The sequence below is a fragment of the Methanohalobium sp. genome (genome assembly GCF_018609725.1).
Classification (GTDB): Archaea; Halobacteriota; Methanosarcinia; order Methanosarcinales; family Methanosarcinaceae; genus Methanohalobium.
In genome coordinates, this window is sequence record NZ_JAHENT010000104.1 from 1 (window position 1) to 11,338 (window position 11,338).

The following is an 11,338-nucleotide window of genomic DNA, read 5'->3' on the forward strand; positions in this document are numbered from 1 at the left end:
AGCGCATCATCGCGCTCCCGCTTCAGCCGCGCGATCTTTTCATCTTTTGTTTCTTCATTCATATCACTTCTCCATCATGGTTTTACGGCGCATTTCCTTACGGCGTTCTAATTCCTTACGCGCCCAATTTACGGCATCGCCACCTTTGCCCGCGTAAATCATCAGTTCGCCATCAGTCATTTTCGAAATCTTGGTGTTCATTTCAAGCCCTTTCATTCATGCCTAAGCGTAATATAAGGGGTATGTGGGGGTATGTCAAGCGTAGATGTTCATCTGCGCTAAAACATAATCTAGATGGCGTTGGGGTCGTTTGTCACTCACAAGATTGTCGTAGTTGGCCTTGTAAGTCTGATACCGATTGTTAATCTCGGCTTGCGCGGCTTGTACCGCTTCTTTCCGAGTCTTGTAAGTGGTGCCCCGCGCGTACCGATCCCCGGCCACGAAGCCATTCTTGGTGTTTACACCAATTCGCTTTTCCGAAGTCTCCACAACTTCGGTCTTTTTGAAAGAGACTCGCTGATCGTCAGTGAACACAATCAGAGGCTTGTACTCACCTTTGGACTTTCGAGCGTTGGCGGAAGCTTTTAGCATCATCTATCTCCTTATTACACTCACAATATAACAAGGCTTAGATAGGTTGTCAAGAGAAAAAATGGCGGGCCTGTTGGATACAGAACCCGCCGTCTGGTGTTTCAAATCGTTTGATTGTGGGTAAGCGAAACCCCATCGCATGTTTATACCTTTCCGACTACATTTTGAATCCTACAAAGATTCTAATCTGCGCCCATCCTCGGTGTTTGTAGCACCTTACACAATCAAACTTGGTGTGTCCTATTTATAATTAAATTAAAGGGTTACTAACTCCTTAACAAAAAAACTTGGAGTATCACCATTGAAACCACTACCAGAATTGAGACTTTTCACAACCGACTTTGCTTTCTCATAGTTACTGTGTTGAGAAATATATTGATCTGTATTCCTCTCGTAAATGCAATACATGCCATCATTCTTAAGAATTTCATAATTTTTACGTGCCATATCAATTTCCTTTTAGAATTTAAACCCTGCTACTTTATCTTTCTTCTCTGCATTCATTCCTTCACTAAACTTACTGTTATCCATCACGCTCTTATCTTCTTCGTTCGAAACTTCATTCTGTGCTGACTCCTCTACATCATACAGACGCATCTTAGCCTTATTCACACCTACAACAAACTTTCTAGGTCTTGTAATATCGCCCCAACGATTCTTTAACTGTTTGAACATAATCTGATTAAGCTTGATATGTTCTTCACTTTGAACCATCGCGAATACTGCATCGGCAGTATACGTGACACCAATCGACTCGGACGTATCTTCAAGACCCGGATCGGAATTAGTCATACCACCACGATTAAACTGTGTAGCAGTAACGATAGGTACGTTCTTCTCCACTCCCAATCCACGAAATTCTTCTGCAATAGCCTTAACATACGTGTTAGTGTTCACATTTGTACCAGCCTTAATACGAGAAGAAGTCATAATGTTAAGATAGTCAACATAAACAACATCGGGAACAAAGTTCTTCTTAAGTCTTAGTTCATTTAAACAATATCTAACATGATTGACATTCGCGGAAGCTGTAGGATATTCCTTTACAACTAGTTCACCTTGAGTCTTATTGCGTAGTGTGTTTACCTTCTTTTCAAATACCTTTTTCTGTAGCTTAGGTATATCGTCCATTTCACAATCCAAAAGATTAGCGTCAATTCTCTGTGTTACAGCTTCTTCCGACAACTCGGCAGTAATGTAAAGTACATTCTTACCGTCCATCAGATTAGAAGCTGCAAAGTGTGCCATCGCAAGAGACTTACCGACACCTGTACCAGCCATCAGAATAGTCAAAGACTTTCTGGATACACCGCCTTTAGTGATTCTATTCAGATAATCAATATCAAACGGAACTTTATCTTCTTGTTTACGATAGAATTCAAATCTATCTTCGGCATCATTAAAGTAATTGTGTCCAATATGATCATCAAATGTAACCGCAAGTGCATTCGAGAGAAGGTCTGGAATAGAGCCTTTATCACGCTTCTTATCTTTTCCATCATAGATTTGAATGGAATCCATAATCGCGTTGTAAACGGCCTTATCCTGACAGAAGTTTTCAGTCGTATCTAGAAGCCAATCTTGTGCCGCCTTCTCTGGTTCCTTGCGCGTATTCTCAATAGCTTTCTTGGTATCCTCGTATTCACCTTCTGTTAATTCATTATCATTCTCAATAGTATTTTCGATTGCTTCAAAAGACGGCAGATCGTTATACTTAGCAAAGAATTCACTATAATGCTTAAACAGAAGCTTCTCGGATGCATCGTGAAAGTATTCGGCCTTTAGGAATGGTAAAACTTTTCTTGCGTAATCTTCGTTGTGAAATAGATGTTTTAATACTATTTCTTCTGTTCTCATTCGGACTCGCTTTCTTGTGTATCAACATGATATTGAATCAACTCTGCTAGAATGTCTCCGGCAAGATTGCCGAATTCCTTGGAGTTTACATCATAACCATGTGGGTTGTCAATAACTTCATAATGAAAAGATAGTTCTACATTTTCATCCTTATCTAAATCCTCGACATTCTCTGGAATTTTAACCCAATTGTATTGATAGACTACATCGCGATATCTTTCATCTGTAACTAGAATTGCATGATGATTTTCATCGTTCTTTGATTCTACTAGCTTAAACATTCTCGTTATCCCCAAATTCTTCTTTTTGCTTTTCTTGCATTTCTCCTTGTTCTTCGTATGTGCTACCATAGAGATACTTCTTAGCTGCATATTCGTCCAGTTGGCGCATAACATCATCAGTGAAAAACCGCTCTGGATTCTTGTCAATGTGCTTTTTGAAGTGACTTGAACCATCGGGTAGTTCAATCTTAGTGGAAACCTTCTTGAATACGCCAGCTTCGCACGCTAGGTCAACTAGACCATGATAGGGATGAAGGCCCTTGTCATACGTTAGAAGTACCTCACAAGTCGAATTCTCGCGTGTAAGGCGACCTTTGCGGAGAGTACAGGTAATCACGTTACCAATCGTCGGGCCGCTTTGTCCATCCTTTTCCTTACGCTTGGATAGAAAAACGATGTTAGAGCAAGCAAAGTAAAGGCCCTTACCGCCGCCCATCACTTTAGGGCTGTAGGCTGACATACCCTCATAGGTGTGGTTTGTGACCACTAGAGGAATGCCAAGCTTGGCTAGACGTAGTGACAGTACGCGGAACGTACCACGCGCCAATTGCGCGCGCGTCATATCACGTGTATCATTACCCTCTTCAACATCACTAACTTCCTTACTAGTCGAAAGCATACCAAATGAATCCAGAAGGAAAAACATCTTCTTTCGTTCATCCTTTGGAATTGCTTCGTAGTTCTTAGAAATCTTGGTCGCTTGATGCCGGAATTCCTCTACTGTCATAACAGGAACGATCAACACTCGGCTAGTGTCAATGTTGCGTTCCTCTAGCATCATCTTAGAGATAGCACCTTCTGATTCGAAATAAACTGCTAGTCCATCTGGATTCTGATCTAGAAAATGCTTAACCTGACTTAGAGCAAAATAGGTCTTACCAGTTGCTTCTTCACCAGCAATCGCCATGATTTTGTTATCAGGCATACCATTGTAAATTGAACCTGATAGCATTCCATTGAATACGTATGATCCGGTATCAATATAACCCGTCACGTCGCCAGTATCAATACCTTCCGACGCTACAGACATATATTCGTTGTCAATGCCTTTTGAGATAGTCTTAAAAAAATTTGTCATGTTTTATTCCTTCAATAAGTTATAGATAGTATACTTTTGCAATCAGTGGGTGAGTTTCTTCATATACGATATCTTCAATAATATTCCAATCACCACCACCTAAACCTGCGCCCATCATAGGCATAGCGAATTCATTAATGCTCCGTCTTTCACATTCAATCTTGACTTCTTTCATACAATTACGAATCGCGTCATAATCTACATGAACGCCCGTTCTTCCATAATCATCCTGACTAATACAGTTACCAATCAATTTTTCTCCATTGTAACTGTGACTCCACAATACTTCACCTAGTCTCAGACCTCTATATTTGTAAACGTGTTGATAAACGTAGTATGTTTCCGGCCATCTTTCTCTAATAGCTTTTGCTACTCCCGCATTCATAACACCCCTAGCATTACAGCCATGAATAATCATAAATTCTGGTGCTGTAGTAATATCGTCCAGTATATATTCAATACTCATATCAATCTCCAAAAAAATCTTCTAGGGTTGAAATTGGAATTGCTTTCCAGCCAATCTTATCCATGATAGACTGTAACGGATCAATGAATGCCTTCTGAAACTGTGCGTCATAGTCAATATACTTATCTAGCCCCATATCTTTCGGTAGAGCATTAAGAATAGAGATACAATTGACGCCTAGTGGATTTGGTTCTTTCAAATAACAGAATTTAATCTTCTCACCATCTTGAATCTTAGGATAACTCTTAATGTCGCATTTGTCAATCATATAATTGTACATCAGGGCACCTTTTACGTGAATTGGTGTTCCCTTCTTGTATACACCCTCTTTATCTGAATACTTGGTTACACCATTAACGCCACGTGGAAAAGATATATCTTCCATAGGATATTGCTTGAATTTCTTTTCAAATTCTTCAATGTAATCCTGCACTTCTTGTTCCGTACCTACCATAATCAATTTTAGGGCTTCTGTTAAGGCTTCTCTGCAAACGCCAGGAGTCGAAGATTTGACGGTTTCAATACCCATCATCTTCAACTTAGGATCATGATAGCGCACACCTTCATTGTCGTGAAGGTTAAGAATGTATCGCTTCTTAGCTTGCCAGATACCACGATCTGCAATAGCTTCACGCTTCATTTCCATCTTCTGTTCGTAAGCATTCATGATCTTGGCAAGTTTTCTATAACTTCTTTCCATGAATGGTACAATATAGTTTTCCGAGAATTCATCAACCTTATCAACAATTTCCGCCTTTGTGTAGTCCGAGAAATGCTGATCCACAATTGGCTTCATGTTGACATAGATCGAATCGGTATCCGACGCAATAATATAGTCAATGTTCGTTCCCATTTCTTCGTTTAGGTAATTGTTAACCTCTTGTTCAATCCAGCGAATTGACAGTTGACCACTCATAGTAATAGCTGTGGCAATACGAATATCGAAGAAACGAAAATATTGGTTTCCGATTGCACCATAAGCCGAATTTAACTGTACCTTCTTCGCGGCTTGCATATTATTGTAGCGTCCTGCAAGACGTTGTGCTTCAGGGTCTTGTGTTTCTTCATATTCCTTTTGTTTTTCGATCATCATCTTTTTATATTTGGAACGATCTTTATACATCTTATCCATAAGATCATTTAAAAATGATTTATTAGAATTTTCAAACAAGAAACCATTAGCCGCAAGAGAAGCATTAAGAGATTTCGCTTTCTTATGAGCATTCATAATTTGCTTATCTTGCTTTAAAACATCTTCTACTTCAATATCAGCTTTCTCGCCTTCAATTAAAGTTTCGGGGCCTAGATTGTATTGCATAATAAGGTGTGGATACATACTCGCCAAGTCATAAGATACAACCCATTCATACATACCCGGAATCGGCTCTTTCACATACGCGCCCGCGTATGCAGTATCCTTGTCCGAATGTGAAGGTTGTGGAATAGCAATTTTATGATCGGCTAGGTAGTTGTGAATAATCACGTCCCACATACGCACCTGAGTAAACACATCATTATAGTTTACGTGCGCGTCGTATGCAATAGCTAGAACTTGTTCGATTAGTTGCTTTTCTTTCGAGATAAGGTCAACTAATTCAACGTCATCAATGTTATATTCGATAAACTTTTGATGATTTTTCTTATATAGTTCTGTTAGGTTTGCATACTCCGAGTAATCAAGCTTCTTACGTCCTAGAACAACGTTGCCGATATGATCTAGACGGTAGCTTTCCTGTTGCTTCTCATACTTCTTAAACATTTCCATATAGTCGAGAATAGCAATACCGGTAAGATCGAAAGCCTGTTGCGTCTTACCCATAATAGTTGTAGTTCTCTCTGAGAGTAGTTTCCAAGGTGACAGACGCTTTGCTTCGGCTTCACCTAGAACGTTCGTGATACGGTTAACCAAATATGGTATATCAAAGAAGGCGCAATTCCAGCCGGTCACAATGTCAACGTCAATCTTCTCCCATAGAGTAAGAAACTTGTGTAGAAGTGCTAACTCACTGTCACACTTCATGTATTTTACATCGCTACGGTGTTGTTTATAATCTCCTAGACCAAAGACGAAAAATGTGTCACCATACTTGATTGTGATGGAGATTACACGCTTCTCGGCAGTCTTAGGGTCTGGAAAGCCATCGTCGGATTCAACCTCAATATCAATGTTTCCAATACGAATTAGATTTGTGTCATAATCGATAATCTCTGGATATTGTTCGTAAATCCAGACGTATTGGAAACGTGTGTTGCCGTAGATATGAAAGTTAGGCACTTCTTCATACTCTTTGATGAAGTCACGTGCCGCCTTCATATCATCAAAATTCCATACTTCAAGAGGCTCACCATCTAGAGTGCGCCATTCCTCGGTTGTATCCTCTGTAGGAACAAAAAGGCGCGGCTGATACCGCACCTTTCGTTGAAACCTCTGACCGTTCTCAATTCCTCTGACAAGTAAAGCCTTGCCGTAGGAATGAACGCTAGTGTAGAAACTATAACTCATTATAAAACCTCAGAATTATTCAGTGATTAAACTCGGTCCAACACTTCCAATCAGTCCGCTACCGAATTGCTTATTATATTCATCATATATCTGTTTTGAAGGTTTGTCAACAAAAAGAACTTGTATATCAGAAATTACAATATCATTACCCTTCTCATTTTGTTCAATGAAGTATGATACTGGTGCAAATCCGACTTGCACGCCGTTACCGTTTGGTGCCGGTTGCAATTCAAGAGCAACCGCACTATTAACTAACCAAACATCTTCATCACCATTAAATTGCACTTTACCAATATAAGTATCACCATTTACTAATTTTACAATCTTAACTTCGTTATTCATTTAAATCTCCAATCCATATACATATTGCACACTACCACTCACTTTCTTGGCAGTCAAGACTTCTTTTCGATTATCTCCATCTGATTTGTAAGATACATGCACCCATCCGCTAGTAGGATCACCGGGTGTCACAAATTCAAGAATCAATTGATCAAACTCTAAGTTATCACGAATCCATTCAGCTAATTTTAGATTTGAAACTCTAATAGATTCGATATCAGCCGCTTCACCAAATCTATGTTGTGATGTACTAGAACCACCAATAGCCTTATTCAATTCCGGGCTTCTGTAACCACTTGTCACGATAATAGGCCCAAAATGATCGCGAGCGGGCTGAAGCACATTTTGTGCTACTTCTTTCATCGCATGTATCTCCACTTCGCTTGGGTTGTTGTCGATTCCTTTGCGTTCGGCGGTCTGACTCTTCGTAAACTCTGATAGAGTAAAATTTTCGGATAGTTTCATTATTATATTCTCCACTTAAAATTGTGGTGGGAAGCCTTAACTCCCCACCACGAAAAAATGATTATTCTGCGTTAATTTTAAAGCTTTTTGGTTTATCTTTTTCTGGTCGAACCATTTTTAGATAAACATTAAGCATACCATTTCGAAGCTTTACATCTTCCACTTCAACATTATTGGCAAGTGTGAAACGACGCTTAAAGCTTCTAGTAGAGATACCGCGATGCAAATATGCGCCTTCGGTTTCTCTTACATCTTCTGTGGTTTCATTCTTCGCACCTTCAATATTTAATGAATTACCTTCCTGATATACAGAAAGATCATCTTCATCAAAACCAGCTACGGCCATTTCAATCATACTATGATCACCGTGAAGCTTGACAATATTGTAAGGTGGATAATTTGGAGTCTTTCTAAATGCCATATCGGCAGTTGGAAAGAATTCGTCTAATAGACTTGGTAGGTCTTTTGTAGTAAATTTATCTTGCATCATGGTCATACCTCCTATTTTTTAGCAAGGTTTACTTCACAACCCGATTATTCGGCGTTGTCACCTATATTTATACAGCTTTATAGCCATCTTCTATAAGTTTGATATAAAATTCTCTTGCATCATTTATCGACATTGTATGTGTTTCATTGACACAAGGAATAATATCGATTCTAGTATGTATATCCCGTTTCGATTCAATTTCAGAAACACTAACAATGTCGATAGACGGTATTACATGGAAATTGATAACCATGCTTCCTTTTTTAACAGCAAAGTTATTTCTAGATTTACCAAATTCCACTTTACTATGCACTTTCTGAATTAATTCATCTTTACTTATTTGTCTCTCTTTTATGTTATTCTTATGAAGATCATATGTATTAACATATTTACAATAACCGGAAAAATCATCTAATTTATTTTCTTTAATCCAATCAAAAATAGTTATTTCATCTCCGGGTAAATCTACACCAGTATCAGTAGATTTATTATTGTAATACTTCCTCATAAACTTTTCATAATTTTCTAATTCTTCATCAGTAAACTTTTTCATTGCCATTGTAAATCACACTCTCAATATCAGGTTTTCTATACGAAGGCCCCTTCATGATCTTACCATCTTCGCGACGAATGGGCTTGCCATCTTCACCAAGCTTGGTCATATTTGAATCATGAATTTCTTGTACTAGATCATCTGCGTTGACACCATAACACAAAGCCGCACCATATGCAACATATAAAATATCACCAATGGCATCAGCGATGCTTACAACGTCACCCTTAGACATACCATCTTTCATTTCTTCTAATTCTTCTTCAATTAGATCATAACGAAGTTGCATAGTCTGTACATCGGGAAGTCCCGGCTCATTCTTAACAGGATGACCAAATGTTTCATGAAATTCTTTCACTAGTTCATAATTAGTTTTTCTCATAATTAACTCACTTCTTCTGTCCAATGTTATACTTAGTAACTAGATTCCAATCGTTCTTTAGACTGTAGGGTAGAATCTTGATTTGATTTAGTGGTGCTGTTGGATTTTCTGTTTGATCCTTGTTTACAACACTAACTAGGCCCCACTCGTCTAGAAGATTTGCAATAGTATTACGACGCGCTTTGTCACCTTCTGAGAAGTTAGAAGGTTTGCCGTCTAGTGCGAAAAGTTCCTTAAAATGCGTAATATAGTAATGACCACGCTTATGTAGAATGTGGCATGACTGAAATAGAGTGTTGTCTTTCTTTGAAGCAACACCAATTCTTGTAAGTGTTTCCTTCACCTTTAGGAAATCATCATCTTCCTTTAAGGTTACTTCAACCATATCATTAATGTTCATTGTTCAACTCCATTTTATTTTTAATTATTACATCATAATATACTCCATATTATGCAAGAATATTTATCATTCTCCACCTTTGAGAAGTTTCTGGCGAAGCTTTTCTACGTCACTTTCTGTGATAATTTTAGAAAATTGAATTGCCTTTTCACGATTGCAGTTGTAGTATTCCATAAGCATATCCACAACTTCATCATTGATGGGCTTTTCCCACTTAGTATATCGCTTTCTCGGACGAATGACATTTAGCAGATATTCATATTGCATAACGTGTGGAATATCTGCGTTCATGTTCATCTGATTAGCGTGGTGAAGTGTATCTTGAAAGTAGGACAGTTGTTTGTTAGTAATGTATGGCACATATGACTTCTCCATAAGATCATCATTATCTGTGCCACGCATAATATTCTTCTTAGCAGAATTAATATCGTTAATAAAGTCAAACGGATTAATCTTTGTCATATTGTTCACCAAAAAGTTTTACAACATCCTTATAAATCTGTTTGATTGTTGTCCAAGGAATATCAACATAGATAGTTTCCAATCCAATATCTTCAAGAGAAAAATCATTATATACTTCAACAGGAATTTGATACTTACCAATAGGAATTTGATACTTACCAATCATGGATTTCTTAACACCATTCTCGGCAGTTAATTCTTTTGGCATAATAACTTTATTACTCATATATTGAACTTCCCCACCTTCCACACCATCACGTGTAACTGTATAATTAATTTTAATTTTAATTTTGTTCATTATTTCCACTCCACTGTCATCATAATTTCCGTAAGCATAGCCATACAATTAATCTCAGGATCGGCACAAAAGGAGTGCTTATACTGATATTCTGCTAGAATAAGTACCATCTGTGGTACACTTTCATTCTTCATATGCTTGACGGCTTTATCATAGAAACTACGACATAGCACTTCAAAGTCATTGTCGAAATTGTGTGCAACCCACTTGCGAACTTCATTGAAATGCTTCTCTTTCATGTAGCCTAGAAGTTCTTGAAAGTTACTCTCGCCATTGTTGACCAGAATGCTTTCATCAATCTTTCCGATAGCACTATACCGCTGCAACTCGTTTAGAACACGTCGCCAATCGGGCATATGACGCATAATCAGGTCCGCTAGAACCTTTTGATCATAATCAATACCCTCTGCCTTCAAAATCTTCTGGCACCGCTTGAAAAACTGTTGTGCCATTTGTTGCTTGTCCTTCTTATTCATATCAAATCGAATGACAGAACAACGTGAATGAAGGGCATCAATAATACGATTTTCAAAGTTACACGTAAGAATAAACCCACAATTCTGTGAAAATTCTTCAATAAAGTTGCGTAGTGCGGGCTGTACTGTATTTGGATTGATGTAGTCTGCTTCGTCCATAATGACATATTTACGATTGCCATTTAGAGACATAGCAGACGCATAGTTAGTAATAGGAACACGCAACGTATCGATTAGACGACCTTCATTAGAACCGTTAATCATCATGTAATCAGAATCAGTCTCATTAAGCATAGCTTGCGCCACGGTTGTCTTACCAACACCGGAACTACCAGTTAGTAGAAGATTTGGAATCTTGTCCTGATTAACAAACTGTTGAAATGTGTCCTTTAGTCGCTTTGGCAAAATACATTCTTCAATAGTCTTTGGGCGATACTTCTCTACCCAAAGAATTTCATTATCACTATTCATATGTTATCCCTCGTATTTGCTTGACTTCTTGTTTGTGGCGATATAGTATTGTAGGTTTTCGGATTCAAAGTAACCGATACCATTAGATGTGATGCTAACCTTATACTCGCGTGGCATCAACCGTAGATTCTCGACTGAAAACACCATGTTAAAGTTAGCTTCTGTTTGACCAACATCAATCGACATTGAATCGTAAGACGGTTGATTTGAGTCAATGGCACAA

General features: G+C 38.3%; 17 protein-coding genes. All 17 read right to left on the bottom strand.

The features are described from left to right. Positions 1-63: 63 nt before the first annotated feature. The gene (locus QZ276_RS06835; RefSeq protein WP_292486516.1) at positions 64-216 is read right to left on the bottom strand and encodes a hypothetical protein; all 153 of its coding nucleotides are present in this window, start codon (positions 214-216) and stop codon (positions 64-66) included. A gap of 39 nt (positions 217-255) precedes the next feature. After that, entirely contained in the window at positions 256-591 is a 336-nt protein-coding gene (locus tag QZ276_RS06840) for a hypothetical protein (RefSeq protein WP_292486517.1), read from the bottom strand. Between the two features lie 459 nt (positions 592-1,050). Continuing rightward, complete coding sequence (locus QZ276_RS06845) at positions 1,051-2,448, bottom strand: DnaB-like helicase C-terminal domain-containing protein (RefSeq protein WP_292486519.1); 1,398 nt, start codon at positions 2,446-2,448, stop codon at positions 1,051-1,053. Beyond that, positions 2,445-2,729 carry a hypothetical protein gene (locus QZ276_RS06850; RefSeq protein ID WP_292486521.1) on the bottom strand — a complete coding sequence of 95 codons (285 nt, stop codon included), beginning with the start codon at positions 2,727-2,729 and terminating at the stop codon, positions 2,445-2,447. The genes QZ276_RS06845 and QZ276_RS06850 overlap by 4 nt, the downstream gene beginning before the upstream one ends. Next, a complete protein-coding gene (locus QZ276_RS06855; RefSeq protein WP_292486523.1) occupies positions 2,722-3,807 on the bottom strand; it encodes a hypothetical protein in 1,086 nt (361 codons plus the stop codon). Before QZ276_RS06855 ends, QZ276_RS06850 begins: the two co-directional genes overlap by 8 nt. Before the next feature lie 19 nt (positions 3,808-3,826). Continuing rightward, the gene (locus QZ276_RS06860) at positions 3,827-4,273 is read right to left on the bottom strand and encodes a macro domain-containing protein (protein ID WP_342765710.1); all 447 of its coding nucleotides are present in this window, start codon (positions 4,271-4,273) and stop codon (positions 3,827-3,829) included. 1 nt (position 4,274) lies between these two features. Continuing rightward, positions 4,275-6,776 (bottom strand): DNA polymerase domain-containing protein, encoded by a 2,502-nt coding sequence (locus QZ276_RS06865; protein WP_292486524.1) that lies wholly within the window; start codon positions 6,774-6,776, stop codon positions 4,275-4,277. Positions 6,777-6,791: 15 nt separating this feature from the next. Then, on the bottom strand, positions 6,792-7,118 hold the full coding sequence (locus QZ276_RS06870; RefSeq protein ID WP_292486526.1) for a hypothetical protein: 327 nt from the start codon (positions 7,116-7,118) through the stop codon (positions 6,792-6,794). After that, positions 7,119-7,583, bottom strand: coding sequence for a D-Ala-D-Ala carboxypeptidase family metallohydrolase (locus QZ276_RS06875; protein ID WP_292486529.1), 465 nt, complete (start codon positions 7,581-7,583; stop codon positions 7,119-7,121). A gap of 61 nt (positions 7,584-7,644) precedes the next feature. After that, positions 7,645-8,073, bottom strand: coding sequence for an Hsp20 family protein (locus QZ276_RS06880; RefSeq protein WP_292486531.1), 429 nt, complete (start codon positions 8,071-8,073; stop codon positions 7,645-7,647). 67 nt (positions 8,074-8,140) lie between these two features. Then, positions 8,141-8,632, bottom strand: a complete 492-nt coding sequence (locus QZ276_RS06885; protein WP_292486533.1) for a hypothetical protein — start codon at positions 8,630-8,632, stop codon at positions 8,141-8,143. Continuing rightward, positions 8,610-9,008 carry a hypothetical protein gene (locus tag QZ276_RS06890; RefSeq protein ID WP_292486535.1) on the bottom strand — a complete coding sequence of 133 codons (399 nt, stop codon included), beginning with the start codon at positions 9,006-9,008 and terminating at the stop codon, positions 8,610-8,612. The genes QZ276_RS06885 and QZ276_RS06890 overlap by 23 nt, the downstream gene beginning before the upstream one ends. Before the next feature lie 7 nt (positions 9,009-9,015). Next, positions 9,016-9,408 carry a translational repressor RegA gene (regA, locus tag QZ276_RS06895; protein ID WP_292486537.1) on the bottom strand — a complete coding sequence of 131 codons (393 nt, stop codon included), beginning with the start codon at positions 9,406-9,408 and terminating at the stop codon, positions 9,016-9,018. A gap of 66 nt (positions 9,409-9,474) precedes the next feature. Further along, the gene (locus QZ276_RS06900) at positions 9,475-9,870 is read right to left on the bottom strand and encodes a DNA polymerase clamp loader subunit A (RefSeq protein WP_292486539.1); all 396 of its coding nucleotides are present in this window, start codon (positions 9,868-9,870) and stop codon (positions 9,475-9,477) included. After that, on the bottom strand, positions 9,857-10,168 hold the full coding sequence (locus QZ276_RS06905) for a hypothetical protein (protein ID WP_292486541.1): 312 nt from the start codon (positions 10,166-10,168) through the stop codon (positions 9,857-9,859). The genes QZ276_RS06900 and QZ276_RS06905 overlap by 14 nt, the downstream gene beginning before the upstream one ends. Continuing rightward, positions 10,168-11,115, bottom strand: a complete 948-nt coding sequence (locus QZ276_RS06910) for an AAA family ATPase (RefSeq protein ID WP_292486543.1) — start codon at positions 11,113-11,115, stop codon at positions 10,168-10,170. The genes QZ276_RS06905 and QZ276_RS06910 overlap by 1 nt, the downstream gene beginning before the upstream one ends. Before the next feature lie 3 nt (positions 11,116-11,118). Next, on the bottom strand, positions 11,119-11,338 hold a 220-nt coding region (locus QZ276_RS06915), incomplete at its 5' end, for a hypothetical protein (protein WP_292486545.1).

Excerpts from the sequence above, each read along its gene's own strand:
- QZ276_RS06860 (WP_342765710.1), bottom strand. The coding sequence starts at position 4,273 with ATGAGTATTGAATATATACTGGACGATATTACTACAGCACCAGAATTT.
- QZ276_RS06840 (WP_292486517.1), bottom strand. The coding sequence starts at position 591 with ATGCTAAAAGCTTCCGCCAACGCTCGAAAGTCCAAAGGTGAGTACAAG.
- QZ276_RS06865 (WP_292486524.1), bottom strand. The coding sequence starts at position 6,776 with ATGAGTTATAGTTTCTACACTAGCGTTCATTCCTACGGCAAGGCTTTA.
- QZ276_RS06875 (WP_292486529.1), bottom strand. The coding sequence starts at position 7,583 with ATGAAACTATCCGAAAATTTTACTCTATCAGAGTTTACGAAGAGTCAG.
- QZ276_RS06890 (WP_292486535.1), bottom strand. The coding sequence starts at position 9,008 with ATGAGAAAAACTAATTATGAACTAGTGAAAGAATTTCATGAAACATTT.
- QZ276_RS06910 (WP_292486543.1), bottom strand. The coding sequence starts at position 11,115 with ATGAATAGTGATAATGAAATTCTTTGGGTAGAGAAGTATCGCCCAAAG.
- QZ276_RS06850 (WP_292486521.1), bottom strand. The coding sequence starts at position 2,729 with ATGTTTAAGCTAGTAGAATCAAAGAACGATGAAAATCATCATGCAATT.
- QZ276_RS06880 (WP_292486531.1), bottom strand. The coding sequence starts at position 8,073 with ATGATGCAAGATAAATTTACTACAAAAGACCTACCAAGTCTATTAGAC.
- QZ276_RS06885 (WP_292486533.1), bottom strand. The coding sequence starts at position 8,632 with ATGGCAATGAAAAAGTTTACTGATGAAGAATTAGAAAATTATGAAAAG.
- QZ276_RS06900 (WP_292486539.1), bottom strand. The coding sequence starts at position 9,870 with ATGACAAAGATTAATCCGTTTGACTTTATTAACGATATTAATTCTGCT.
- regA (WP_292486537.1), bottom strand. The coding sequence starts at position 9,408 with ATGAACATTAATGATATGGTTGAAGTAACCTTAAAGGAAGATGATGAT.
- QZ276_RS06835 (WP_292486516.1), bottom strand. The coding sequence starts at position 216 with ATGAAAGGGCTTGAAATGAACACCAAGATTTCGAAAATGACTGATGGC.
- QZ276_RS06905 (WP_292486541.1), bottom strand. The coding sequence starts at position 10,168 with ATGAACAAAATTAAAATTAAAATTAATTATACAGTTACACGTGATGGT.
- QZ276_RS06855 (WP_292486523.1), bottom strand. The coding sequence starts at position 3,807 with ATGACAAATTTTTTTAAGACTATCTCAAAAGGCATTGACAACGAATAT.
- QZ276_RS06870 (WP_292486526.1), bottom strand. The coding sequence starts at position 7,118 with ATGAATAACGAAGTTAAGATTGTAAAATTAGTAAATGGTGATACTTAT.
- QZ276_RS06845 (WP_292486519.1), bottom strand. The coding sequence starts at position 2,448 with ATGAGAACAGAAGAAATAGTATTAAAACATCTATTTCACAACGAAGAT.